Origin of the sequence: Leifsonia sp. ALI-44-B, from assembly GCF_001984125.1 — a bacterium.
Lineage (GTDB): Bacteria > Actinomycetota > Actinomycetes > Actinomycetales > Microbacteriaceae > Okibacterium.
Genome location: NZ_MTQL01000007.1, coordinates 297746 through 323501 on the forward strand (window position 1 = coordinate 297746; position 25756 = coordinate 323501).

General features: G+C 68.6%; 24 protein-coding genes. 8 read left to right on the forward strand and 16 right to left on the reverse strand.

Annotated features, from left to right (window positions below; translation table 11 throughout):
* Positions 1-4: 4 nt before the first annotated feature.
* The 12 genes from ALI44B_RS16145 to hemE all read right to left on the reverse strand — a co-directional run bounded on the left by ALI44B_RS16145 (position 5) and on the right by hemE (position 11652).
* The gene (locus ALI44B_RS16145) at positions 5-1138 is read right to left on the reverse strand and encodes a hypothetical protein (RefSeq protein WP_077054289.1); all 1134 of its coding nucleotides are present in this window, start codon (positions 1136-1138) and stop codon (positions 5-7) included.
* A 202-nt stretch (positions 1139-1340) separates the two neighbouring features.
* Positions 1341-2675, reverse strand: a complete 1335-nt coding sequence (hemL, locus tag ALI44B_RS08445) for a glutamate-1-semialdehyde 2,1-aminomutase (protein WP_077055466.1) — start codon at positions 2673-2675, stop codon at positions 1341-1343.
* A 125-nt stretch (positions 2676-2800) separates the two neighbouring features.
* Positions 2801-3775: a porphobilinogen synthase gene (gene hemB, locus ALI44B_RS08450; protein WP_077054290.1), complete on the reverse strand. Its 975-nt coding sequence runs from the start codon at positions 3773-3775 to the stop codon at positions 2801-2803.
* Positions 3776-3852: 77 nt separating this feature from the next.
* On the reverse strand, positions 3853-4650 hold the full coding sequence (locus ALI44B_RS08455; RefSeq protein WP_077054291.1) for a uroporphyrinogen-III synthase: 798 nt from the start codon (positions 4648-4650) through the stop codon (positions 3853-3855).
* Entirely contained in the window at positions 4647-5621 is a 975-nt protein-coding gene (hemC, locus tag ALI44B_RS08460; RefSeq protein WP_077054292.1) for a hydroxymethylbilane synthase, read from the reverse strand. The genes ALI44B_RS08455 and hemC overlap by 4 nt, the downstream gene beginning before the upstream one ends.
* Positions 5618-6835 carry a ferrochelatase gene (locus ALI44B_RS08465; RefSeq protein WP_077054293.1) on the reverse strand — a complete coding sequence of 406 codons (1218 nt, stop codon included), beginning with the start codon at positions 6833-6835 and terminating at the stop codon, positions 5618-5620. Before ALI44B_RS08465 ends, hemC begins: the two co-directional genes overlap by 4 nt.
* A complete protein-coding gene (gene hemQ, locus ALI44B_RS08470) occupies positions 6832-7593 on the reverse strand; it encodes a hydrogen peroxide-dependent heme synthase (protein WP_077054294.1) in 762 nt (253 codons plus the stop codon). The genes ALI44B_RS08465 and hemQ overlap by 4 nt, the downstream gene beginning before the upstream one ends.
* Before the next feature lie 171 nt (positions 7594-7764).
* On the reverse strand, positions 7765-8013 hold the full coding sequence (locus tag ALI44B_RS08475) for a DUF3618 domain-containing protein (RefSeq protein ID WP_077054295.1): 249 nt from the start codon (positions 8011-8013) through the stop codon (positions 7765-7767).
* Positions 8000-8410: a phage holin family protein gene (locus ALI44B_RS08480; protein WP_077054296.1), complete on the reverse strand. Its 411-nt coding sequence runs from the start codon at positions 8408-8410 to the stop codon at positions 8000-8002. The genes ALI44B_RS08475 and ALI44B_RS08480 overlap by 14 nt, the downstream gene beginning before the upstream one ends.
* A gap of 12 nt (positions 8411-8422) precedes the next feature.
* Entirely contained in the window at positions 8423-8815 is a 393-nt protein-coding gene (locus tag ALI44B_RS08485) for a hypothetical protein (RefSeq protein WP_077054297.1), read from the reverse strand.
* A gap of 84 nt (positions 8816-8899) precedes the next feature.
* Positions 8900-10504, reverse strand: coding sequence for a protoporphyrinogen/coproporphyrinogen oxidase (locus ALI44B_RS08490; RefSeq protein ID WP_077054298.1), 1605 nt, complete (start codon positions 10502-10504; stop codon positions 8900-8902).
* Entirely contained in the window at positions 10504-11652 is a 1149-nt protein-coding gene (gene hemE, locus ALI44B_RS08495) for a uroporphyrinogen decarboxylase (RefSeq protein ID WP_077054299.1), read from the reverse strand. Before hemE ends, ALI44B_RS08490 begins: the two co-directional genes overlap by 1 nt.
* Before the next feature lie 127 nt (positions 11653-11779).
* On the opposite strand from hemE, the gene ALI44B_RS08500 reads away from it, so the two are divergent.
* Positions 11780-13243, forward strand: coding sequence for a glutamyl-tRNA reductase (locus ALI44B_RS08500; RefSeq protein ID WP_496507435.1), 1464 nt, complete (start codon positions 11780-11782; stop codon positions 13241-13243).
* 184 nt (positions 13244-13427) lie between these two features.
* Here the strand turns inward: ALI44B_RS08500 and ALI44B_RS16515 are convergent, their stop codons facing one another.
* Both ALI44B_RS16515 and ALI44B_RS08510 read right to left on the reverse strand, forming a co-directional pair.
* On the reverse strand, positions 13428-13961 hold the full coding sequence (locus ALI44B_RS16515; RefSeq protein WP_077054301.1) for a DUF4190 domain-containing protein: 534 nt from the start codon (positions 13959-13961) through the stop codon (positions 13428-13430).
* A 126-nt stretch (positions 13962-14087) separates the two neighbouring features.
* Entirely contained in the window at positions 14088-15470 is a 1383-nt protein-coding gene (locus tag ALI44B_RS08510) for a glycine--tRNA ligase (RefSeq protein ID WP_077054302.1), read from the reverse strand.
* A gap of 260 nt (positions 15471-15730) precedes the next feature.
* Between ALI44B_RS08510 and ALI44B_RS08515 the strand changes: the two genes are divergently transcribed.
* Genes ALI44B_RS08515 through ALI44B_RS08530 form a run of 4 tightly spaced genes read left to right on the forward strand, consistent with a single transcriptional unit; the run spans position 15731 to position 19013 of the window.
* A complete protein-coding gene (locus tag ALI44B_RS08515; RefSeq protein WP_143459134.1) occupies positions 15731-16966 on the forward strand; it encodes an LPXTG cell wall anchor domain-containing protein in 1236 nt (411 codons plus the stop codon).
* Positions 16967-16975: 9 nt separating this feature from the next.
* Entirely contained in the window at positions 16976-17389 is a 414-nt protein-coding gene (locus tag ALI44B_RS08520; RefSeq protein ID WP_077054304.1) for an NUDIX domain-containing protein, read from the forward strand.
* A 2-nt stretch (positions 17390-17391) separates the two neighbouring features.
* Positions 17392-18189 (forward strand): alpha/beta fold hydrolase, encoded by a 798-nt coding sequence (locus ALI44B_RS08525; protein WP_083709768.1) that lies wholly within the window; start codon positions 17392-17394, stop codon positions 18187-18189.
* Positions 18186-19013 (forward strand): esterase/lipase family protein, encoded by an 828-nt coding sequence (locus tag ALI44B_RS08530; protein ID WP_143459139.1) that lies wholly within the window; start codon positions 18186-18188, stop codon positions 19011-19013. Before ALI44B_RS08525 ends, ALI44B_RS08530 begins: the two co-directional genes overlap by 4 nt.
* Positions 19014-19082: 69 nt before the next feature.
* Here the strand turns inward: ALI44B_RS08530 and ALI44B_RS08535 are convergent, their stop codons facing one another.
* Together ALI44B_RS08535 and ALI44B_RS08540 are read right to left on the reverse strand one after the other, a co-directional pair.
* Complete coding sequence (locus tag ALI44B_RS08535; RefSeq protein ID WP_077054305.1) at positions 19083-19994, reverse strand: serine hydrolase; 912 nt, start codon at positions 19992-19994, stop codon at positions 19083-19085.
* A 13-nt stretch (positions 19995-20007) separates the two neighbouring features.
* Entirely contained in the window at positions 20008-22032 is a 2025-nt protein-coding gene (locus tag ALI44B_RS08540; protein ID WP_077054306.1) for a M13 family metallopeptidase, read from the reverse strand.
* A gap of 78 nt (positions 22033-22110) precedes the next feature.
* Here ALI44B_RS08540 and ALI44B_RS08545 point away from each other — a divergent pair, with 78 nt between their 5' ends.
* From ALI44B_RS08545 to ALI44B_RS08555, 3 genes are all read left to right on the forward strand, one after another.
* Entirely contained in the window at positions 22111-23439 is a 1329-nt protein-coding gene (locus tag ALI44B_RS08545; RefSeq protein ID WP_077054307.1) for an MATE family efflux transporter, read from the forward strand.
* A 153-nt stretch (positions 23440-23592) separates the two neighbouring features.
* Complete coding sequence (locus ALI44B_RS08550) at positions 23593-24699, forward strand: endo alpha-1,4 polygalactosaminidase (protein ID WP_202969373.1); 1107 nt, start codon at positions 23593-23595, stop codon at positions 24697-24699.
* A gap of 40 nt (positions 24700-24739) precedes the next feature.
* Positions 24740-25684, forward strand: coding sequence for an AraC family transcriptional regulator (locus ALI44B_RS08555; RefSeq protein WP_083709769.1), 945 nt, complete (start codon positions 24740-24742; stop codon positions 25682-25684).
* The last annotated feature ends 72 nt before the right edge of the window (positions 25685-25756 follow it).

Here is a 25756-nt window from a genome sequence, read left to right on the forward strand (position 1 = left end):
GGGGCTAGTTGCGCTGGTCGTCACCGGCATCACGCTCAGAGGCGCCCGCATCCGCGCCTGGCGCGGCCGCGACAGCCTCAGATGCCGATGTCCGCGACGGCGCGTCGCTCACCTCGGCGGCAGAGGAGTCCCGGGAAGCCAGAACGTCCTTCGGGGTGGGCGCCGTCGACTTCTCGGTCGCAGCGGCATCGACGCCCGAACGCTTCGAGCCAGAGTTCACGCCCGCATCCTTCGAGTTGGACTTCACACCGGCGACGTTCGCGCTCGTCGGCGCGCCCGGCTCCTTCGCGCTCGGCTTGGGAGCCCCTTCCTTTGAGCTCGGCTTGTCGTCCGACGTGGTCGCACTCGCGCTCGCACCGGCAGCCGGCTTGCGCGACGACGCCCGAGGCTGAGTTTTCGACGGGGAAGCGACCGTGCTCGCCTGGGGAATGACAGGCTTCTCGGGCACCGGGTTCGAGTTCCCTGTGCGCTCAGCCGCAGCCGACGACGACCCCTTCGTGGCGGCCTTCACCGTCGGCGACTTCGTGGTCGCCGGCTTCGTCGTTGACGGCTTTGGCGTCGACGACTTTGACGTGGACGGCTTCGACCCCGCGGTCTTCGTACCGGGAGATTTCGATGCAGCCGGCTTCGCCGCGGTCGACTTCGGCGCAGCGGCACGAGACGACGACGGCTTTGCGGAAGCGCGAGAGGCCGACTTCGCGGCCGCCTTCACGGCAGACGGCTTTCTCGCCGCGGCAGCCTTCTTCGCGGCGGCCTTCTGCGCGGGCGGGGCGATCTCGTCGGGCACCGCGGCATCCACCCGCAACGCCGCCACCAGCTCGCTCGCATGCTTCGTCGTGACGACGATGCGCGCGAACTCGTGGTCGTCGAGTTCGAGGACGACCGCCGGGCGCCCACCCTTCAGCACCAAGAAATCCTTGCCGCCGTGGAACTTCCACTGACCGACGGCCAAGGTCAAAGGGATGGCGGCACCGGGCGCGCGGATGCCGCGAACCCAGATCCACGGATCATCCGTGATGATGGCCGACCGGATCTGCGAACGCTTCACCGCGAGGTTCTCGCGCCTCAGCGACAAGGCCTTCTCGGCAGCCGACAGAGTGATCTCGAGACGGTCCGGGTGAAGGTGAAGGGTCGACATGCTTCCAGTCTGCCGGTTATATGCCGCGAATGGGATGGTGACAGTTCACAAAGACATAACGGCCGCGTTGACGGAGAGGCGCAAGGCAGACACGCCGACGCGCGAGGACGATGCGCCTTTCGCGGCGCGGGCGCGTCGCATCCGACAGAACCTCCCCGGGTGCGACGCGCATCGGAACCACGCAGGTCAGGACGCCCGTCGACTAGGCGGGCTGCGCGGCGGCCGCCGCCTTAGCCGCTGCGGGCAGGGCGTCGATGATGCGCTCGAGAGCGACATCGTCGTGAGCCGCCGTGACGAACCACGCCTCGAAGACGCTGGGCGGCAGAGACACCCCCGCCTCGAGCATGGCGTGGAAGAACGGCGGATAGCGGAACGCATCCTGGGCCTGCACCTCGGCGTAGTTCGTGGCCGGCGTGTCGGAGAACAGCACGCTGAACAGGTTGCCCGCGCGCTGGATCGTGTGCGCGACGCCTTCGGCGGCGAGCGCCTGGGAGACGGCGGACTGCAAGCGCGCCGAGACCGCGTCGAGCGTGGCATAGACGTCGAGATCGGCGAGACGCAACGTGGCGAGACCCGCGGCGACGGCCACCGGGTTACCCGACAGCGTGCCCGCCTGATAGACCGGTCCGAGCGGTGCGAGATGATCCATGACTTCGGCTCGTCCACCCAGTGCCGCTAGGGGCATGCCCCCGCCGACGACCTTGCCGAACGTGAACAGGTCGGGAGCATAGGCCGGGCCGTCGGCGAGAGACGCACCCCAGTAACCGGCCGAGCCGACGCGGAAGCCGGTGAGGACCTCGTCGACGATGAGCAGCGCACCCGCCTCGTGCACGATCTCGGTGAGAGCGGCGTTATAACCGGGCTCGGGCGGAACGACACCCATATTGCAGGCCGCCGACTCGACGATGACGGCGGCGATGCGGTCGCCGTGGGTCGCGAAGGCCGTGCGCACGGCATCGAGATCGTTGTAGGGCAGCACGAGGGTCTGCGCGGCGATCGGCGCCGGGACGCCCGCCGAACCGGGCATGGCCAGCGTCGCCAGACCAGAGCCGGCCTCGGCCAGAAGGCCGTCGGAGTGCCCGTGGTAATGCCCCGAGAACTTGATGAGCAGGTCGCGACCCGTGAAGCCACGGGCCAGGCGGATGGCCGTCATGGTGGCCTCGGTGCCCGTCGACACGAGCCGCACCTTCTCGACCGGCGCCAGCACACCGTCCGCCGATTCGGCGGTCATGCGCTCGCGGATCAGCTCGGCGAGCTCGGTTTCGGACGGGGTCGTGGCGCCGAACGAAAGCCCGCGGGCGGCAGCGTCTTGCACCGCGCGAACGACGTCGGGGTGCGCGTGGCCCAGGATGGCGGGGCCCCACGACGCGACCAGGTCGACGTACTCGTGGCCGTCGGCATCCGTGACGTAGGCACCGTGGGCTTCGACGAGGAAACGGGGCGTTCCGCCGACCGATCCATACGCGCGCACGGGCGAGTTCACGCCGCCCGGGATGGAGTGTTTGGCGCGTTCGAACAATTCGGCGTTGTGCTGCACGGGGGCTCCTGTCGAGGATGATTCGGGGATGCTGCCGGTCACGCCGTCTGCGGCCCGGTTATCGCCGGCACCGTTATCGTCGGCGCGGTCGGCGGCGGCACGGCTGGCATGCGCAGAGTCGCTGCTCATCGCAGCCATCCGGCGAGTTCGGTGGCCCAGTAGGTGAGAACGACGTCCGCGCCGGCACGCTTGATGCCCAGAACGGACTCTTCGATGGCGCGGCGGCGGTCGATCCATCCATTGGCCGCGGCGGCCTCGATCATGGCGTACTCGCCCGACACCTGGTAGGCCCACACGGGGATGGTGCTCTCGGCGGCCACATCGGCCAGCACGTCGAGGTAGCTCATAGCCGGCTTCACCATGACGATGTCGGCGCCCTCGGCCTCGTCGAGGATGGCCTCGCGCATGCCCTCGCGGCGGTTGGCGGGGTCGAGCTGGTAGGTGCGGCGGTCGCCCTGCAGCTGAGAATCGACGGCCTCGCGGAACGGCCCGTAGAAGGCCGATGCGTACTTCGCCGAGTAGGCGAGGATGGCGGTGTCGGTGAAGCCCTCGGCGTCGAGCGCCTGGCGCACGACGGCGACCTGGCCGTCCATCATGCCGCTGAGGCCCAGGATGGCCGAACCCGCGCGCGCCTGGGCCAGCGCCATCTCGACGTAGCGTTCGAGCGTCGCATCGTTGTCGACCGCACCCTTCTCGTCGAGCACACCGCAGTGGCCGTGGTCGGTGAACTCGTCGAGGCACAGGTCGGTCTGCACCACGATGTCCGAGCCGAACTCGTCGACCAGCACGCGCGTGGCGCGATTGAGGATGCCGTCGGGGTCACTCGCCTGCGAGCCCACCGCGTCGCGCACCTCGGGCACGCCGAACAGCATGACGCCGCCGACACCGGCGGCGACCGCATCCGCCGTGGCACGTCGCAGCGAATCCATCGAATGCTGCATCACACCCGGCATCGAACCGAGCGGCACGGCCTCGTCGAGACCCTCGCGGATGAAGAGCGGCAACACCAACTCGTTCGGGTGCAGGCGCAGCTCGGTGGTGAGCCGGCGCATAGCCGGTGTGCTGCGAAGACGACGGGGACGAATGCTCGGAAAACTCACCCCTCAAGCCTACGCGCGAAGGCTGAGAGCGGATGCTCGGGCGGCGTCTTTCCGCTCAGCGCTGAACGCGCTCGGGATCAGTTGCCGTGACCGTCGGTGGCTACGGGATGCCCGTCGGTGACCGCACGCACGACGGCGTCGAGCAAGGCCGTCACGGTCTGCTCGCGCGACACGACGTGCACGGTCAGCCCGGCCGCCTCGGCATCCTTCGCCGTGCGCGGACCGATGGCAGCCACGAGCGTCGTCTCGGGAAGAGTGCCGAACTGCTCGACGACCTGATCGGCAACGCTGCCCGAGGTCACCAGGATGGCGTTGATGCGCCCCGACGTGACGTCCTCCACGACCTTGGGCAGGGCGGGCTCGCCCACCGTGCGGTAGGCCACGACCGACTGCACGTTGTGCCCGGCCTCGATAAGCCCCTGCGTGAGGAGCGGTTTGGCGATCTCGGATCGCAACGTGAGAAAACGTCGCGGTTCTGTTTCGAGTGCTGTGAGCTCGTCGACCATGCCGCGCGCCGAGTTGTCCTTTTCGGGCACTAGGTCGACCTGGTAGCCGACGGCTTGCAGCGCCGCCGCCGTCGTCTCGCCGACGGCCGCGATCTTGGTGGATGCCGGCACCCGCACGTTCTGCGAATAGAGCACGTCCACCGTGGTGGCGCTCGTGACCGTCAGCCAGTGGAACTCGCCGCGTTCGAGCGCACCCAACGCGGCCGTGAGAGCCTCGGGATCTTGCGTCGGAGCAAAGTTGATGAGCGGTGCCACGACGGGGGTCGCTCCGCGCACACGCAGGTCGGCGGCGACGCCGTCGCCCCACGGTCCGCCGCGCGGAACGAGGATGCGCCAGCCCTTGAGCGGCTTCGGGTCGCCGGTGGTCACGAGAAAGCTCCTACGGGTGCAAATGAGGCGGCGCCCGCCTCGAGAAGACGTTCGGCCACGCGGGCACCGAGCATCTCTGGTGAGAGTTGCTCGTCGATCTCCGCGTCGGCGCGTTCCGTCACCGAACGGAGTCCGTCGGTGCTGTACACGGTAGCCGATAAGAAGAGGGTTCCGTCTTGCACCACGGCCGTGGCTCCCACGGGGGCGGCGCAACCGGCCTCGAGCGTGGCGAGAACGCCGCGCTCGGCCGTGGCCGTCAGGGCGGCGTCGCGATCGTTGAGGGCGCCGACCGCTGCGGCGATCTGCTCGCCGATTCCCGCGGCGTCGTCGCGGGACGCGGCTTCGAAACCGCCGCCGATATCGCTCGACCGCACCTCGAGTGCGAGCGCTCCTTGGCCCGGGGCCGTCGGCCACCGGTCGAGGTCGAACAGATCGGTGATGGCGTCGCTGCGGCCGATGCGATCGAGGCCCGCGGCCGCGAGCACGATGGCGTCGAGGTCGTCGGGGTTGACGCGGGCCAGACGCGAGTCGATGTTGCCGCGGATGTCGACGATCTGCAGATCGGGGCGTGCGGCCAACAGCTGGGCGACGCGACGGGGCGAACCCGTGCCGACCTTGGCCCCGCGGGGCAGTTCGCCGAGCGACAGGTTGTCGCGCGCGCACAGGGCGTCGCGCGCATCCGCCCGCTGCGGGATGCCGGCAACGACGAGTCCGTCATAGGGCTGCGTCGGCAGGTCTTTCAGCGAGTGCACGAGCAGATCGCATTCATCGGCGACGAGCGCCTCGCGCAGTGCCGAAGCGAAGACGCCCGTTCCGCCGAGTGACGAGAGTGAAGCCCGCGAGACGTCGCCGTGCGAGATCACGGTGACCAGGTCGACAGGGGTGCCGACGGCCGCCGTGATATCGCGTGCGACGTCTCCGGTTTGCGCCAGCGCAAGTGCGCTACCGCGGGTTCCGATGCGAAGGGTCACGGCACCAACCCGGCGGCCGCCGGTTTGAAGCCGAGGCGCGCGTTCTCACAGCATCCGGGGCGGCACACGTCGTACCACGGGCCGAGGGCCGTCACCGAGGGACGGCTGTCGGCGGGCACGCCGTCGCGGCGCTCCAGGACGAGGTCGATGAGGCCGGACACGTAGTCGCGGTGCACACCGGGGGTGGGAACACGGATGGCGAGCAGCGACAGCTCGTCGGCCGTCTCCATGGCCTCGTTGTCGAGGTCCCACATGACCTCCATGTGGTCGCTCACGAAGCCGAGCGGCACGATGACGACGGCCTTGCGACCGGCGGCGGGCAGCTCGCCCATGGCGTCGTTGATGTCGGGCTCGAGCCACGGCACGCTGGGCGGGCCGGAGCGCGACTGGAAGACGAGCTTCCAGGGCACGTCGACGTCGATGCCGGCCTCGCGCTTGGCGGATTCCATGACGACCTCGGCGACCGCGAGGTGCTGCGCCTGGTAGGCGCCACCCTCGCCGAAACCGCGCTCGGCAGGACCCGACTTGCGGGCGTCGGCCGAGGGGATCGAGTGCGTCGTGAAGAGCACCTCGACCTCGGTGGCCAGGTCGATGTCAGGGCGGTCGGTGGCGAGCTGACGGTAAGCATCGCGCACACCGTCGACGAACGGCGTGACGAAACCGGGGTGGTCGAAGAACTGACGCACCTTGTCGATCTGGATCTCGCCGTGCAGATTGGTCTCTTCGAGCGCGATCCAGAAGTCCTCGCGGTACTGGCGGCAGCTCGAGAACGAGGAGTAGGCGCTCGTGGCGATGGCGATGAGCTTGGTGAAACCGCGCTCCTTGGCCTCGAGCACGGCGTCGCGCAGGTACGGGTCCCAGTTGCGGTTGCCCCAGAGAACAGGCAGGTCGATGCCGCGGCGCTCGAGTTCGGCCTCGAGGGCGGCCTTGAGCTCGCGGTTCTGGTCGTTGATGGGGCTCACGCCTCCGAAGTGACGGTAGTGGTGGGCCACCTCTTCGAGACGCTCCTCGGGGATGCCGCGGCCGCGCGTCACATTGCGCAGGAACGGGATGACGTCATCTTGCCCCTCGGGCCCACCGAACGATGCCAGCAGGATGGCGTCGTAGGCGACGGGCTCTTCGATGTGCGGTTTGCCGGTCGCCGCGGCGGGCGTGGCGTCGCGGACGAGCGGCTCTGTGGCGTCGGCCGCGCTCGTGCTGATGGTGTCGGTCATCGCAGTACCTCCGGTACTTCTCGGGACTCGATTCGGCGTCCCGTGAAGAACGGGACCTCTTCGCGAACGTGACGGCGCGCCTCGGTCTGGCGCAGATCGCGCATGAGGTCGACCAGGTCGACCAGGTTGTCGGCTTCGAGCGGCAGCAGCCACTCGTAGTCGCCGAGGGCGAACGAGGCGACCGTGTTGGCCAGCACATCGCGGAACGCGGCGCCCTTTCGGCCGTGTTCCGCGAGCATGGCGCGTCGCTCTTCTTCGGGCAACAGGTACCACTCGTAGCTGCGCACGAACGGGTAGAGGCACAGCCATCCGCGTGCTTCCTTGCCGCGCAGGAAGCCGGGCACGTGGTTGCGGTTGAACTCGGCGTCGCGGTGCACCCCCATGGCGTTCCAGGTGGGCAGGAGCGGGGCGATGAGCGAGGTGCGTCGCAGCTCGCGCAGGGCGGCCTGCAACTCTTCGGCGCTGTTGCCGTGCAGCCAGACCATGAGGTCGGCGTCGGCGCGCAGCCCGGACACGTCGTAGAAGCCGCGCACGACGACGTTCTTCTCGGCCTGCTGGGCGATGAACTTGTCGAGTTGAGCGACCTGGGCGTCTTCGCTCGACGTGATGCCGAACTCGTCGGAGCCCGCGTGGGCGGTTGCGGATGCGTGGGCGTCGGTGTTTCGACGGAACACGGCCCAGAGGGTGAAACCGTCTTGGGGGCTGTGCTCGGAGGGGGTATCAGTGGGGGTCGTCAAGGCCTCGGCCTGGTGGGTCATGTCTCTATCCTCGCTCAGGTCGGCGCATACAGCAAAGCGAACGGATGCGCGACACACGGGGTTCTCAGCGTGTCGGTTCGGGCGGCTCCGAGTGGAGCCGAAACGCGACGACGGCCCGCCCTCGGAGAGGTGCGGGCCGTCGTCGGCGGTGGTGTCAGGCGGTCGTCGTGGTCAGTGCTTCACGATCGAACGCACGATGGAGAAGACGCCCAGGCCGACGAGAGCAGCGGTGCCCGCCACGCCCACGCCGAGGGCGACGGGCTTGGTGCGGCTGACCTCGACGACGCGGCGCTTGGCGCGCTCGGCGGCTCGGTCGATCTGCTTCGGGACGTTGAGCTTCTCTTCGATCGCGTTGAGGGCGGCTGCGAGATCGGCGCGCGCCTGCTCAGGCTTCGGAACGCCGGATTCAGTGTTCGCCATATTCGCCCAACCCCTTCACTGCGTCGACGTCTTTCTTCAGGCTCTCGCCCGTGCTGGGCTCCTGCCCCATCTTCTTGAAGAATCTGAGGCCCAGGAAGGCCAGCACCGCCGCCACGATCACGAAGAAGGCGAAGACGATGAGGGCTGCGAGCCACGGCGGCAGCACGACGGCGAGGCCGAGGATGGCCGCGGCGATGAGCACGCCCACCGCGAAGAACAGGAGGACGGCCGCCGCGACGAAGAGCCCGATGCCGATGCCGGCGAACTTGACCTTGTGCGTGAGCTGCTGCTTGAGCTGCTCGATCTCGGCCTTGATCAGGTTGGTGACGAGCTCGGGCAGCTCACCGATGAGGGTGAAGAGCGACTTGCGCGCCTCTTCTTTGGAGTCGGGTTTCACGGCGAATCGTCCTTACTCGGTCTTGTCGGAGGAGTCTGCCGAGGTGTCGGCGGACGCAGCGGCGGTGGCCGACGCGGAGCGCTTCGTTCCCGCCTTCACCGACTTGCCGATTTCGCTCGCGGTGTCGACGGCAGCCTTCTTGGCGCTCTCGACCTTCTGCTCTTTCGACTGGTCGCTAGTGACGACGTTGACGACCTTCTTGGCGCCGCTCAACAGCACACCGGGAACCTCGCTCGCGCGGGCCTTGGCGAAGTCTTCGACCTTGCCGACCTGCTTCTGCACGGGCTTGGCGTTCCACACCTTCGCCCAGCTCGTCTGGATCTGGCGGTAACGCTCTCGGCCGGCTCGCGTGCCGAGCACGTAACCAGTGGCCAGTCCGGCGACGAAAAGTACTTTGCCTTTCATGGGACTCCGTTCAGGTTGCGGTCAATTACCCCAGCGTAGCCCTGTTGCGACTGTCGCCGCCCAGGGGTTGCGCGCGTATTCGTCTCAGGGCATAGAGGTTTCGGCGACGACAGCGTGTCGCACTCGGGATGCGGCGGCCGCGGCATCCGGAACCACCGACGCCAGCCCCGTTCCGCTCAGCCAGGCGCCCGCCACCTCGAGTCCCTCAAAGAGTTCGACGGCCTCGCGCACCCGCTCGACGGCCTGGCGGTGACCGATCGTCGCGACGGGAACCGTGCCGCGCCAGGGCGTTCGCGCCGCGTCGACGACCTGCTCGGCCGTGAGCGGGGTGCCGAAGAGCGTGGATGCGTCGGCGAGCGCCTGCGCGACCAGTTCGTCGTCGCTCAAAGCTGCCGTCGAATCCGTGTCGCCCTGCCGCCCGTAAGAGAGGCGGATGACGTGGCGGTGCGGGCCGTCCTCGGCGGCGCGTTCGGCCAGCCACGACCACTTGGCGTCGGAGTGCGTCATGGCCTTGGCGCGCACCGAGGAGCCCGGGGCGACCAGGATTCCGGTGCCGCGCGGGTAGGTGTCGAGCGCGGGGGCGTCGAGCACGAGGGTTACCAGCTCGATGGGGGCTGGGCCATCCGGAACCTGGTCGAGCGCATCGCGGAGCGGCTCGGAACCCGGCAGCTCGGATAGCAGGGCGCGCGTGACGCTCTCGGGCGCCGCGAGGACGAGGAAGTCGCTGTCGAGGGTTTCGCCGTCGGCGAGGACCGTGCGCCAGCGGGGAGCCGCGAGAGAGGTGGCGTCAGCGTGGGCAAGGCGATCGGCTTCGGCAGAGCGCGCGGTATCGCCCGGACCCGAGAGCGCGGCCGACGAGGGAGACGATGTCTCGGACTGCGCGGCTTCGTCAGCCCGCAACGACTCGATCGTGGCTACACGCGCGCCCGTGCGCAACTCGCCACCCAAGGTTTCGACACTCTCTACGAGCGCCTCGACGAGGCGGTACATGCCGCCGCGCAGACCCGAGACTGCCGAACCGGGTTTGGCGTCACCGCGCAGAAGTGCGATGGCGCCCGAGAGGGAGCCGGCCCGCGTCAGTGCCTTGTTGAGGCCGGGCGCCGCGAGGTCGACCTCGAGGTCGTAGGGGCTGGCCGAGTAGACGCCGCCGGCGACGGGCCACACGAGGCGCTCGAGCACCTTGCGGCCCATGCGCTTCTCGACGAGCCGGCCAAGGTTGTGCACGCGGCCGATCGCCAGCACGGGCATGACGCGGTCGAGGTAGGCCCGCCAGGCGCCGCCCCAGCCGAGCGCCCGGCGCACATCGTCGGCAAAAGGATTAGAGGGGATGCCGAGCACGCCGCCCTTGGGCATGGGGATGGTCAGCTCGCCGCCGGCCGCATCGGGCAGGCGCAACCACGCACCCTGGGGGTTGGGTTTCACGATCTCGTCGTGGAGTCCGAGGTCGCGCACGAGGGTCGCCACGTGACCGCCGCGCGTGGCATAGCTCTCGGCGCCGCTGTCGACGGTGAGGCCCGCGACCTGCACCTGCGCGAGGGCGCCGCCCGCGGCATCCGTGGCCTCGAGGATGGTGACGCGCACGCCGATCTTGGCGATCTCGCGCGCGGCTACGAGACCCGCGACCCCGCCGCCTACGACGACCGCATGCAGCTCGGAGACATGGCGCTCGGGAACGTGACGCTCGCTCATTAGCGGTAGTCGTGCACGAATTCGACGAGACGCGTGAGCACGGTCGGGTCGGTCTCGGGCGGCACGCCGTGGCCGAGGTTCAGCACATGGGCCGGCGCAACCTTGCCGCGCTCGAGCACGTCGACGACATGAGCCTCGAGCACGGGCCACGGCGCCGACAGGATGGCGGGGTCGACGTTGCCCTGGAGCGTGACGACACCCCCGAGCCGGCGCGACGCCTCGTCGAGCGGCACACGGTAGTCGACGCCCACCACGTCGGCGCCGATGTCGTGCATGGCCTTCAGCAGCTCACCCGTGCCCACGCCGAAGTGCACGATGGGAACGTTGCGGGCGTGCGTGGTCTCCTGAGCCGCGCCCTCGGCATCCAACTCGGATGTCGTCACGTCGTAGTTGAGGTCGCGGACATGTTCGAGGGCCTTCGACGAAGCCGGTGCCACGTGCCGCACGTAGTCGTCGAGCGACAGCGCGCCCGCCCACGAGTCGAACAGCTGTGCGGCGGAGGCACCGGCGAGCACCTGGGCCCGCAGGAAACGCCCCGTGACCTCGGCCGACCAGGCCATGAGCTTGGCCCACGACTCGGGATCGGCGTGCATGAGCGTGCGCGCGCGGATGTGGTCTTTCGACGGACCGCCCTCGACGAGATAGGCCGCCAGCGTGAAGGGGGCCCCCGCGAAACCGATCAACGGCGTGTCGCCGTGCTTCTCGCCCAGCTCGGCGACCGTCATGGCGACGGCCTCGCGCACGGGGGCGAGCGTTTCGTCGAGGACGGCGGGGTCGAGGGAGATGAGCTCGTCGACATCCGCCGCCGTGCGAACGGCCTTGCCAAGCACGGGCCCCTTGCCCGGCACGATGTCGACATCGACACCGACCTGCTTGAGCGGCACGACGATATCGCTGAAGAAGATGCCCGCGTCGACCCCGTGCCGGCGGATGGGCTGCAGCGTGATCTCCGAGGCCATCTCGGGTTTGAGGCACGCGTCGAGCATGGCCGTGCCGATGCGCAGATCGCGGTACTCGGGCAGCGAGCGGCCCGCCTGACGCATGAACCACACGGGCGTGACCGCCTGCCGAACGCCCTGGTAGGTGCGCACGAGACGCGAATCGGTGGTGCGGCCAGAGGCGAGCGGATGCTGCGGGGAGAGTTTCACTCCCCCATTCTCTCAAACCCCGCGTGCTCGGCGGGCCCCGGAACCCTGCCGTGACCCGCACGTTCGTGCAGGGCGAAACCGTGCGGCCCCGAGCACAGCGGCGAGCGCGTAGAATAATCGGGTGCTCATGTGTTTGACGGCGAGTCACAAAAACGCCAGCTTCGACCTCCTCGAGGCCTTGAGCGTACGCACCGACTCGGTCGCGCGCCGCATCACCGAACACACCGAATGCGTCTCGGGCGCCGTGGTCGTCGCCACCTGCAACCGCTTCGAGGCCTACATCGACTTCGACGAGCCGCTCACGAGCGCCCAGGCCGTCGCCCTCGAGGCCACCGCAGACGCCGTCGCGGCCGCGAGTGGCATCGACGCCGCCATTCTGCGCCAGAGCCTCGAGGTTCACTCGGGTCAAGACGCCGCCGAGCACCTGTTCGCCGTCGCCGCCGGGCTCGAATCCGTCGTCGTGGGCGAGGGCGAGATCGCCGGCCAGGTGCGCCGCTCGCTCGAGCGTGCTCGCGAAGAGGGCACCACGTCGAGCGACCTCGAGCGTTTGTTCCAGCGCGCCTCTCAGACGTCCCGCGGCATCAAGAACCGCACCCCGCTCGGCCGCGCCGGGCGCTCCATCGTGCGCCTCGCGCTCGACCTGGCCGAGAGCCGCATCAGCGACTGGTCGACCACCAAGGTCCTCCTCGTCGGCACGGGCGCCTATGCGGGCGCCAGCCTCGCCGCCCTGCGCGACCGCGGCGTCACCGACGTGAGCGTCTACTCCCCCTCGGGCCGCGGAGCGCGCTTCGCCACCAAGCACGATATGGACAACGTGTCGTCGACCGACTTCGCGCGGCTCGCAGCATCCGTCGACGTCATCGTCACCTGCACCACGGCCAACGGGCACGTCATCGACGCCGAGCTTTTGCAGCGCGGCCGCCTCGAGGCACACTCGGCGGGCGCGGATGCCGCAGCCACCGTCACCCCGATCGGCGCCGTCGCCGCAGCCCCCGCTGCTGCCCACTCCGCTGCCACGGCCGGCCTGATCGCGGGAACGGGACTCGACGGCGCGACCCTCGAAGCCGCCAACGGCTGCCCGGTCGACCACGATGCGCGCGCGCAGCTGGTCATCGACATGGGCCTGCCCCGCAACGTCGACCCCGATGTGCAAACCGTGCGCGGCGTCGAACTGCTCGACCTCGAGACCATCCGCATCCACGCGCCCCTCGAAGAGCTGCAGGCCACCGACGAGGCGCGCAAGATCGTGTCGCGTGCGGCCCGCAAGTTCTCCGATGTGACCGATGAACAGAGCGTGTCCGACGCGGTCGTCGCCCTGCGCAGCCACGTCTTCGACCTGCTCGAGGACGAGATCCAGCGCGCGGCGGGTCGCGGCGACGACGGCGAGACCGCCCGCGCCTTGCGCCATCTCACGGGCGTCCTGCTGCACACGCCCACCACGCGCGCCAAGGACTTCGCGCGCGCCGGTGAAGCGCAGAAATACCGCGACGCCATCGAGACGCTGTTCGGCATCTCGGTCGACGGCCTGGCCTCGGCCGCCGAAGACCGCGCGGTCGCCGACGACGCTGCTCGCGGCGAAGCCACGGCCTAGCCCGACCGGCGCGCCGCTTCCCGACTGGCCGCTCGCGGCTCCGGCGCTCCCGCAGCTCGGGCTTCGTCAGGACTTCTTCGTCGCTGGTTCGGCTTCTTCGCTCGCCCGGCGATCTCTCCGACGCTCGCATCGTTAACGCGGAACGCCCCGCCGTTCGAGTCGGCGGGGCGTTCCGTGTCAAGCGTTAGTAGGAGGACGAGTAGTCGCCCGACGAGGCCGCCGCGATGCTGACGATGATCACAAAAATGGTGATCAAGATGATGAGCGCGAGGTAGATGAAACCAATCACGATGCCCGCGATGGCCAAGCCGCGACCCTGCTCGCCCGTCTTTTTGATCTGCGAGAGGGCGATGAAGCCGAGGATGACGGCGATCACGTTGAAACCGATGATCGCGCCCACGAGCGAGATGATCGACAGCACGTTGTACTTCTGGGGCTGCTGACCGTAGCCGCCGTACTGCTGCGCGTCGTACTGCTGCTGGCCGTAGGCGGGCTGCTGACCGTAGGGCTGGTCGGAACCCTGCTGACCGTAAACCGGCTGCTGACCATAGGGCTGCTGCTGGTCGTAAGAGGGCTGCTGGCCGTACTGCTGCTGGTCGTAGGAGGGCTGCTGGCCGTAGCCCTGACCCTGGTCGGAGCCACCCGGCTGCTGACCGGAGTTGTGCGCGTTCTGGTCGCCGTAGGGCGAGGGGTCGTTGTTCGAGTTGTTGTCCGACATGGGGCTCCTTCTAGACGTGGGCGTTCTCATGCTGGCAGCGCGGCCCGAACCGTGTCAATCACATGACACATGGCCTGGCCGCTCTGCGCGACGTGCGTTGCGCGATGTGCGCGGGGCGGCTGCGGGTTAGGCGCCGCGCAGCCGCTCGGCGAGGTAGAGGTAGAGCTCGTCGATGGAGACGCGCTCCTGCTGCATGGTGTCGCGGTCGCGCACGGTCACGGCGTTGTCCTCGAGCGAATCGAAGTCGACCGTGATGCAGAACGGAGTGCCGATCTCATCCTGGCGACGGTAGCGACGGCCGATGGCACCCGCGTCATCGAAGTCGACGTTCCACTGCTCACGCAGCGTCTTGGCCACCTGGCGCGCGAGAGGCGACAGGGCCTCGTTGCGTGACAGCGGCAGCACGGCGGCCTTGATGGGCGCGAGGCGGGGGTCGAGCTTCAGCACGGTGCGCTTGTCGGTGCCGCCCTTCGCGTTGGGCACCTCTTCTTCGTGATAGGCGTCGACGAGGAACGCCATCAACGAGCGGGTCAGGCCGGCCGCGGGCTCGATGACATACGGGGTCCAGCGCTCGTTCTTGGCCTGGTCGAAGTACGAAAGATCCTTGCCGGATGCCTTCGAGTGCGTCGTCAGGTCGTAGTCGGTGCGGTTGGCCACACCCTCGAGCTCACCGAACTCGCCGCCCGTGAAACCGAAACGGTATTCGATGTCGACGGTGCGCTTGGAGTAGTGCGACAGCTTCTCCTGTGCGTGCTCGTAGAGGCGCAGGTTGTCGGGGTTGATGCCGAGGTCGGTGTACCAGCGCAGGCGCTCGTCGATCCAGTACTGGTGCCAGGTCTCGTCGGTGCCGGGCTCGACGAAGAATTCCATCTCCATCTGCTCGAACTCGCGCGTGCGGAAGATGAAGTTTCCGGGCGTGATCTCGTTGCGGAACGACTTGCCGATCTGGCCGATACCGAACGGGGGCTTGATGCGCGCGGCCTGCAGCACGTTGGCGAAGTTCACGAAGATGCCCTGCGCGGTCTCGGGGCGCAGGTAGTGCAGGCCGCTCTCGTCGTCGACGGGGCCCAGGTTGGTCTTCAGCAGGCCCGAGAATGCGCGCGGCTCGGTCCAGTTGCCGCGGTTTCCGGTGTCGGGGTCTGGAACTTCGTCCCAGCTCGACGGCTCGCGGCCGTGCTTCGCCTCGAAGGCCTCCCACAGGTGGTCGGCGCGGTAACGCTTGTGCGTGATCGTGGACTCGACGAGCGGGTCGGTGAACACCTCGACGTGACCGGATGCCTCCCACACCTGCTTCGGCAGGATGACGCTCGAGTCGAGCCCGACCACGTCGTCGCGCGACTGCACCATGGTCTTCCACCACTGGCGCTTGATGTTCTCTTTGAGCTCGACGCCCAAGGGACCGTAGTCCCAGGCGGAGCGAGAACCCCCGTAGATTTCACCCGCCTGGAAGACGAACCCGCGGTGGCGGGCCAGGGCGATGACGGAATCAAGACGGGTCGGTGCGGCCACGATACTCCCAATAAAAACAGAACCCAGGCTGGCTGCCTGGTTGCGAACCATCCTAACGGAAGGCGTTTTGGGGGCAGCCGCCGCGGCGGACGCCCGCCCCGCAAATCCATGCCAGCAACAGATCGATAACGAAAGGCAATCCGGCCAGGTTCAGCCCGTTAAAAAGGAACGGGCGAATGGTAGACATAACTCGTTCGGGGCCTCTGCGCCGAGCAAGCTTTTTTGGGGGCGCAGCAGGCGTCAGAATCGGGGACCAGGCGATGACGCCTTTCACACGCACCACCTTCGCCACCGGCGCGGCGTTTCTTCTTGTCGCGGGGAGCGCTCTGACGCTCGCGGCGCCGGCATGGGGGGCCACTTCGCCGGTCGCTACGCCTGCAGCAACGGATGCGCCAGCCGCCGGTACTCCCGACGCGGGAACCGCCGGCCCGGATGCTCCGTCGACCGACGAGCCGGTCGCGCCGACCACGCCGATTTCGCCGATTACCCCTGTCGCACCGGCATCGCCCGTGCCGACGGTGACTCCGGACGCGCCCGTCCCCACCGACGTCCCGGCGGACGGTTCGGGAGACGTCGAAAACGTTCCCCGCGAGTCATCCTCCTCCGCGACCGTAGCGCCTGCGGCTCGCGCGGACGCCGGCCCCGCGCCCGCACCCGTGCCGGAGGTCGTTCCCGCACCGGACCCGACCGACCCGCCCAACCCCGATGAAACGCAGATCACCCTGCGGAGCATCGACGACCCGGAGCGGTACGAGACCCGGGAACGCTTCTTCATCGTCGGTGAAGCTGCGCCGCTCACCGAGATCCGCGCCTTGGACCCGGCCGGCAATCTGATCGCGTTCGACTATTCCGATACGACCGGCACTTTCTACCTCACTCTCACCTACCCGCAAGACGCCTACACCAAGCAAACTGTCACCGTCACATCAAGCTTCGAAGGCGACCTGATTTCTTCGGTGCAGACCTCCTTCAACCTGACGCCGCCGACGATGGAGATGGTCGGCTTGTCGTCGCCCGCTGCCGGCCAGACCGTTACCGGACCGGGTTCGCTGATCGACGTACCATTCACCGGCACGGGAGTGGTGGGAGCTCGCGTCGTGGTGTTGGGCTATCCGTTCGCCGGCATCCGGGATGCGGACCTCGACGGGGACTACGCGCCCGAGATCGTTCACGAAACGGTCGTCGGCTCTGACGGAACGTGGGCCACCACCCTGCAGCTCGAGCCCGGCGCGTACTCCTTCAAGGCTCGCCAGATGCTGGATGCCCCGGCATCCAGCCCCTACTTCCCTTACCTCGGCTTCGATTGGGGTGTCGAGTACCGCGACCTGTATGTGACGTCATCCACTCCGTCCGGCGCGACCCTTCCCGAAACAGGTGCTGAGTCGGCGGCCCTTCCCACGCTGTCACTGCTCCTGCTGGGCGCGGGAACCGCGGGCATGCTGATCGCCCGACGTCGTTCCGAGCAGGGCGAACGCGGGCAGACGACCCGCGGATAGTCTGGAGGGGTGACTTCGACGCCCCCGCCACCGCTCGATGTGGCCGCGATTGCGCTGGTCCGCGACCGGCGCGTGCTCATGGTGACGGCGCGGGGGCGGGACGTGCACTACATGCCCGGCGGCAAGGTCGATGCGGGTGAGACACCGGCCGAGGCGGCGGCGCGCGAAGCATTCGAAGAGGTGCGACTGGCGCTCGAGGCATCCGATCTGACCGAGTTGTTCGTCGTCGAGACCTTGGCCCACGGGCAGGCCGAGGGGCGGATGGTGCGCATGACGGTTTTCGGCACCGACACGAGCGAGCAGCCGGATCCCTCGAGCGAGGTCAGCGCCCTGCACTGGTGCGACACACGAGATGCCGACCGCTGCCCGCCCGCCGGACGTGAAGTGCTGCGGTTGCTCGCCGCCGCGGGAGCGATCGATTGAGCGTGCTCGACCGGATGAAACGACGGCGGCCGATTGCCGAGCCGCACAGGACGAGCTCGACGCGTGAGTTTCATTCGGAACAGCGCGTGACGCTCGTGACCGAATCGGGACTGCACACGGGGCCGAGTTTCGTGCTCGTGCACGGCATCGGCATGGGGCACCGCTACTGGTCGGGGCTGTCGCAGATTTTGGAGAAGGTGGGGCGCGTGTTTGCGCTCGACCTGCCGGGGTTCGGCGATGCCCCCGAACCCGCCCGGCCGCTCGACATGGTGGCCTCGGGCGAGCTGCTCGCCGAGCTGGTCGAGCGGTGGCGCATCGAGCGGCCCGTGCTCGTCGGGCATTCGATGGGCACGCAGATCGTGGCCGAGGCGGCGGCGCGACATCCCGAACTTTTCGACACGGTCGTATTGATCGCGCCGACCGTGAACCCGGCCGAACGCACCGTGCCGAAGCAGGCACTGCGGTTGGTGCAGGACCTGTCGACGACACATCCGCGCGTTCTGTGGCTGGGGGCATGGTATTACCTGAAGGCCGGGCCGCGGTGGTACATCGAGAAACTCGGCAGCATGATGAACCACCGGGTGGAGGCGACCCTGCCGCGGGTGCAGGCACGCACGCTCGTGATTCGCGGCGAAAAGGACCCGGTGTGCCCGCACGACTGGGCCGTGCGCGTGGCGACGATCATGCCGCACGCGCATCTGGCCGAGGTGCCGGGGCGAGGGCACGAGACCATGATCACGGGGTATCGCCGCGTGGGCGAGTTGATCCTGAAGCACGTGCGGGCGGGGAGTCACCGATGAGCGACGAGGATGCGGTGAGCGAACACGAATTCGGACCACTCGGCGGCCGAGGTGGCCCGGCGCACGCGGGCGAGCAGGCGTCCGGCCGCGTAGGCGCGGACACGGACACCGACACGAACACGAACGCGATTCAGCGGGCGAGGCCGTCGCTGGTTCAGGAGGCCGTGTGGACGACGGCGGACTTCATCGAGTCGGCACGCCTGCACGCGGAGGCGGCGCTGCATCCGGAACCGCCGGAGCGGTATCGGCACGGCGACCCGTCGAAGCCGACCGTGCTGCTGCTGCCGGGAGTCTATGAGACGTGGAACTTCTTGCGCGTCATCGCCGATGCCCTCAACGACGACGGCTATCGCATCGCGGCCGTCGGCGGGCTCGGCTACAACCTGCTGCCCATCGCCGAGACGGCCACGCGGCTGACGCGGGCCCTGCGCGCACTGCCCGTGCCGTCGGGCGGGCGGGCCATTCTGGCGCACAGCAAAGGCGGCCTGATCGGCAAATACCTGCTGCGTGCGCACGGCGCCGAGTTGGGGATCGAGAAACTGACGGCCATCGCGACGCCCTTCGCCGGCTCGCGGCGGGCCAAATACATGCTCGACCCGCGCCTGCGCATCTTCGACCCGGCCGACGAAACCATCGTGCAGCTCGGGGCGGATGCGTCGGTGAACCCGCGCATCACGTCGATCTTCGGCACGTTCGACGCTCAGGTGCCCGACGGCAGCGTGCTCGCGGAGGCACGCAACGTGCAGGTTCCCGTGCACGGGCACTTCAAAGTGCTGCGGGCGCCCGAGACGCTTGCGGCCGTGAAGGAATCGCTCACGGCCTGAACGCGTGGCGTGCTCGCGCGACAAGCGAAGCGCGCGGCCGACGGCCGTGAACCGGTGTGAACCGAGCCGCTAGTCCTGCACGTATTCGACGAGGTCGTAGCCGATGGTGCGCAGCGCGTCGATGACGGCGAGGCGCGCCTGCAGGCTGTCGTCGGTGAAGGTGACGCCGACGGCATAGGAGACGCCGGCCCGGGTGCCCGTGAGCACACCCGCCTCGGCGCGCAGGCCCGGGGCCACACCGGTGCGGTTGAAGAGCCGCAGGCCGTGATCGCCCGAGCGGTGCGAACCGGGGTCGAGGCCGAACGCCGAGGCGACGAGTGAGAGGTCATGGCCGAGGCTGAGCCACGAGACGACGCGCTGGCTCGTGGCCTGGTCGACGACCGTGCCGCGCGCGAGCGACGCGAAGAGCCAGTTGACCTCTTTCATCGAGCCGACCGAGAGGTGCGGCGCGTCGTCGGGGCCCCGTTTGTCGCGCGCTAGGTCGAGCAGCGCCATGCGCCGCAGGCCGAGATCTTCCGTGCGCAGCCGCACGGCGTCGAGCCCCACCTTGCGCAGCAGCACGTTGGTGGCGAGGTTGTCCCCCGTGGCCCCGATGAGCGCAGCCACATCGGCCACCGGCAGCGAGGGCGCTTGCAGGTGCTGCCAGATGCCGCTCTGCGACACGAAGTCGGTCGACTCGCGATCGAGGATGGTGAGCGCCGCGAATTCGGTGTCGTTCAGTTTGGCGGCGACATCGACGAGCAGCAGCGTGGTGCCGATGCCCGCCGTGGGCATGATGACGTAGTCGTCGACCGAGAGCAGCTCTTCACCCGTCGTGAGGTCGCTGATGCGCGCCGACACCTGCACGCCGTTGCGCGCCAGGAAATCGAGCGCCTTGAGGCTGCGCGAAAAGCTCTCGGCGTGCTCGACCGACCGGTGCCGAGCTCGCGGCCGCTGCCGCCGTCGGGCGCGACCGGGGGAAGGCGGAGGTGTTGACGTCACGAAACTCTTTCGGCTACCAGATGGAGACGCGCTGCTCGGGCGGCAGCCAGAGGGCGTCTTTTTCGGTGACGCCAAAAGTAGCGTAGAACTCGTCGATGTTTCTGACAATTTGGTTGCAGCGGAACTCGTTGGGCGAGTGCGGGTCGATGGACAAGAGGCGGATGACCTCGGCATCGCGCCCCTTCTGCTGCCACGCTTGGGCCCACGACAGGAAGAAGCGCTCGGCGCCCGTCAGGCCGTCGATGACGGGCGGCTCGGCGCCGTCGAGCGAGATGACGTAGGCCTTCCACGCGATCGCCAGGCCGCCGAGGTCGCCGATGTTCTCGCCGATGGTGAGCGAGCCGTTGACGTGCTGGTCGGGCACCTGGGCGGGCGCGAGGGCGTCGAACTGCGCGATGAGCGACGCCGTGCGCTGCTCGAAGGCCTGGCGGTCGGCATCCGTCCACCAATTGGTGAGGCGGCCGTCGCCGTCGTACTGCGAACCCTGGTCGTCGAAGCCGTGACCGATCTCGTGCCCGATGACGGCGCCGATGGCTCCGTAGTTGGCGGCCGCATCGCGCGTCTCGTCGAAGAACGGGTACTGCAGGATGGCGGCCGGGAAGACGATCTCGTTGAAGCCGGGGTTGTAGTACGCGTTGATCGTCTGCGGCGTCATGAACCACTCGTCGCGGTCGAGCGGCTGACCGATCTTGCCGAGCTCGCGGTTCAGGTCGAACAGGTTCGAACGGCGCACATTGCCGAACAGGTCGTCAGGGTCGATGACGAGCTCGGAGTAGTCACGCCACTTCACGGGGAAACCGATCTTGGGCGTGAATTTCGACAACTTGTCGAGTGCCTTGAGTCGGGTCTCCTCGCTCATCCACTCGAGGGCCTCGATGGACTGGCGGTAGGCCTCTACCAGGTTGGCGACCAGGACATCCATGCTGTCTTTGGCCTGCGGCGGGAAGTGGCGCGCGACGTAGACCTGGCCGACGGCCTCGCCCAGAGCACCCTCGACGAGGGAGACGGCGCGCTTCCATCGGTCGCGCATATCGGGCGTGCCGGTGAGCGTGCGGGCGTAGAAGTCGAAGTTGGCCTCGACGAAGGCGGCCGGCAGGTAAGGGGCCGCGGAGTGGACGATCTTCCACGCCAACCAATCGCGCCAGGCGGGGAGGCGGTCGTCGGTGAAGAGGCCGCCGACCTGCTCGAAGAAGCTGGGCTCGCGCACGACGACCTCGTCGAAGGCGTGCTCGTGCTCACCCAGGAGAGCGGAGCGCCACACGTCGAGATCGATCGAGGAGTGGGCGTCGGGGTCGGCGTCGGCGCCAGACCCGCCCGCAGCGGACGCGAACTCGTCCCAGGTGCGCAGGTTGTATGTGGCCTGGCTGTCCCGCGTCTTCACGTTGTCCCAGTGCAGGGCCGCAATATCGGTCTCGAGCTGGAACACGCGCTGGGCCCGCTCGGCCGCATCGTCGTCGGATGCCGGCGCACCGGCCCCGGCGGCGAGCTCGAACATGGTCTGCAGGTGGGCGAGGTAGGCCGCGCGCACGCCCTCGAACTTCTCGTCGCGGAAGTAGCTCTCGTCGGGCAGCGTGATGCCGCCCTGCTCGAGGAAGACGAGGTAGCGCTCTGGGTTGCCCGGGTCGTTGTCGACGAAGGGCTGGAAGACGCCGCCGATTCCCTGCCGTTGCAGCTCGCCGATGGTGCGCAGCAGCGCCGGCACCGAATCGACCGCGGATGCCTGGGCCAAATGCCCGAGCACAGGCTCGATGCCCAATTGCTCGATGGCCTCGTCGTTCATGAAGCTCGTGTAGAGGTCACCGATCTTGCGCTCGACGGTGCCCTCGGCGGCGTTCTGCGCGTCGAAGATGATCTGCTGCACGTTCTTCTCGGCGGCCTCGGCGAGCTGATGGAACGAGCCCCAACGCGCCTTGTCGCCCGGGATCTCGGTGCGATCGATCCATTTTCCGTTGACGTGCCGGAACAGGTCGTCTTGCGGGCGAACCGCGGGATCGAGTTCGTCGAGGGCGATGCCGGAGGAGAGCGGAGCGTCAGTCATCCCTCCACCCTAGACGCCTCCACCGACGCTCGGCAGGGTCGAATCCACACCGTCGGTGGCCGCCGCTAGGGTCGGAACATGACCCCGCCAGCGCCTCCAAAGGTCGATCGCCAGATCGTGCGCCTGGCTGTTCCTGCGCTCGGGGCGCTCATCGCCGAGCCGCTCTTCCTTCTGGCCGATTCGGCCATGGTCGGGCACCTCGGCGTCGAACCTCTCGCGGGCCTCGGAATCGCCAGCGCCGTGCTGCAGACGATCATCGGCCTCATGGTTTTCCTGGCCTACGCCACCACCCCGGCCGCCGCGCGACGGTGGGGCGCCGGAGACGAGCGGGGCGCCGTGTCGGTGGGCATCGACGGCGTGTGGCTGGCGCTGCTGCTCGGAGTCGGGCTCACGGTCGCCGGGCTGATTTTCGCACCATCCGTCGTGTCGTTGTTCGGCGCGTCGCCCGCTGTGGCCGAACAAGCGCACACCTACCTGGCCATCTCGATGCTCGGCATCCCGGCCATGCTCGCCATCTTCGCCGGCACGGGGCTCCTGCGCGGTTTGCAAGACACCACCACACCGCTCGTCGTCGCGGGGGCCGGCTTCGGCGCCAACATCCTGCTCAACTTCCTCCTTATCTATGGCGCGGGGTGGGGTATCGCCGGCTCGGCCGTCGGCACCGTGATCGCCCAGTGGGGCATGTTCGCGGCCTACGCCGTGGTGGTGGGGCGGCACGCGCGGCGCACGCAGGCGCGCGTTCGCCCGCACCTCGGCGGCATCGGCGGGTCGGCGAAATCGGGCGGCTGGTTGCTCGTGCGCACCGCGAGCCTGCGAGCAGCCATGCTGCTGGCCGTCGCCATCGCCACATCGCTCGGCACCGACGAATTGGCCGGTTTCCAGGTTGTCATGACGATTTTCGCCACGTTGGCGTTCGCGCTCGACGCCCTGGCCATCGCGGCACAGGCGCTCATCGGCAAAGGGCTCGGCGCGGCCGACATCGCCGGCGTCAAACAGGTCCTGAAACGCTGCCTGCAGTGGGGCCTCCTCTCGGGCGTCGTGCTGGGGCTCGTCGTCGCGCTTCTGAGCGGGGCCATCGGGCTGCTGTTCACGGGCGACCCACGTCTCGCCCAACTCATCCAGCTCAGCCTCGTCATAACCGGTGTGGCTGCACCGCTCGGCGGCGTGGTGTTCGTGCTCGACGGCGTGCTCATCGGGGCGGGCGATGCGCGCTACCTCGCGCTCACGGGGCTCGTCAACCTGGTCGTCTTCGTGCCGCTCGCTCTCGCGGCCGGCGCCTGGGGCGGTTCGGGTGCGGCCGGGCTCGCGACGCTGACGGCCGCCTTCATGTTCGGCTATCTCGGCGCGCGCGGCGTCACATTGTGGATGCGGGCGCGCGGCGACACGTGGATGCGCACAGGCGTCTGACCCCGGCCTGCCGGCGCCGAGAATCCCGCAGAGGGAATGTTCGGCGGCGCGAAACTGAACGGATGGTGACAAGGCGATCACGAATCCATAACCCTGGCCCTTCCTGAGAGAAGCGGCCTCCCGCGGTCCAGTTTCGGCTGTTACTTTCCTGACGTGTCACGCATCCGCCGCCCCCTCTCACCCCGCCTCGGCACCGCCCTGGTCATCGGGGCGGTCGCCACCATCGCCCTCGCCGGGTTCGCCACCACGCATGTCGCGCCGTCGGCCAGCCAGCTTGCAACGTCGAGCGACGTCCCGAGCGTGAGCGCTACGGCGCAGGCCGCCGCGGGAACCAGCCCGCTCGGCGACGCGCCGGCCGACGACGCCGGGGACACAGACGGCGTAGGGCAGCCCGCCGGCACGGGCGCCAGCGCCGAACCCCTGGCCGCGGGCGGTAGCAAATCGACCCCCAGCCCGAGCGCCTCCCGACCCGCCGCCGAATCCGACGAGGCTTTGGCTGCCGGCATCACGCCGTTCCCCGAATCGCCCGTCGCCGACTATCAGGTCGGTGGCGCCTACGATCCGGCCCCGGGCGTGAACCTCGTCGTGCGCACCGCGAAGGCATTCCCCGAGCGCGGGCTCTACAACGTGTGCGCCGTCAACGCGTTCCAGACGCAACGCGCCGACGTTGACTTCTGGTTGAGCAACAACCGCGACCTCCTGCTGTGGGATGCCTCGGGCGCACCCCTCGCCGACCCCGAGGCGCCGGGGGAATACATCCTCGATATTTCGACGTCTGCCAAGCGCGGGCGCATCGCCGAAATCCAGACGCGCGAGTTGCGCGACTGCGCCGCGCGCGGGTTCCAGGCGGTCGAGCTCGACAACCTCGATTCCTACAAGCAGTCGGCGGGCGCCTTCGACCTCGGCGCCGCCTCGGCCTTCGCCGCGCTGTTGACCGCCAAGGCCCACGCGCTCGGCATGCCCATCGGCCAGAAGAACACCCCCGAGCTGGGTTGGGCGGGTTCGGATGAGATCGGCTTCGACTTCGCGGTCGCCGAAGACTGCCTGGCCGACCAGAACTGCTCGGCCTACACGGATGTCTACGGAACCCGTGTCATCGGCCTCGAATACACCGATCGCACCACCGACTTCGCCGCGGTGTGCGCCGACCCGCGCCGACCGAGCAGCACACTCCTCAGGGACCGGGCTCTGCGCATCCCGGGCGTGCCTGGCTATGCCGCCGAACGCTGCACGACGGAGCCGACTGCGCTTTCCGGATAACCCGCTTTGTCCGCGAGAAGCGAGCGGATAATTTGGCCGAATGGACCGAAGGGTGGTCAATTTTCGGTTCAAAACCGCAAGTCCCGACGAGGCGTCTGCGCACCTCACGAAACGGTACTCGCGCTTTCGAATCCAGGCGGCCGACCCCCGCGCCTTCGCGTTCGAACACACGGCCCTCGGTGACGATAATTTCACGATCGAACGCCTCACGTTCCAGGCTCGCGTGACCGCGACCATGGATGTCACGCCGGCATTCGTCGTCGGTCACCTGCTGGGCGGCCGCTGGAGCCTGAGCTCCGGGCAACAGAACATTGACGTGCGTACGCCCGTGCTCTACCCGCACCGCGAGGTCGAGAACACGTGGCACGACCTGCAGCTCGGCGTCGTCACGATCGCCCCCGACGAGGTCATCGAGGTGGCCCGCCTACTGGGCGCCGGACCCCGGTTCGCGTTCACCGGCAACAACCCCGTCGATTCCGAGAGCGCCAGCCTCTGGCAGGCGGCCGTGCAGCACGCCAACCGCGACGTCCTCGGTAATCCCGAATTCGTGGCGAACCCGCTCGTGCGGGACGAGGCCCGCCACACGCTCATCCTGGCGCTTCTGCGCACGTTCCCGAACAGCACGATGGAGAGTCCGCGACGGCCGGATGTCGGCGCGGCACCCGCGTCCGTCAGACGGGCGGTCCAGTACATCGAGGACAATGCGCACGGCGCGGTCGACATCCGGGGTATCGCCGAAGCCTCGGGGCTGAGCGTGCGCGGCATCCAGGCGGCGTTCCGGCGCACATTCGACATGTCGCCGCTGAGCTACCTGCGGATGGTGCGCCTCGAGGCCGTGCGCAAAGAGCTGCGCGCGCTCGAACGGGATGACGAGGCGACCGTGTCGTCGGTCGCGCACAGCTGGGGGTTCGTGCACCTCGGGCGGTTCGCCGCCCAGTATCGCGAACGTTTCGGCGAGCCGCCGAGCACGACGCGGCACCGCTGAGCGGCGTCGCCGCTGACCCGCGTCACCGCTCAACCGCCGACTCGCGTCACCACTCAACCGCCGAACGGCGTC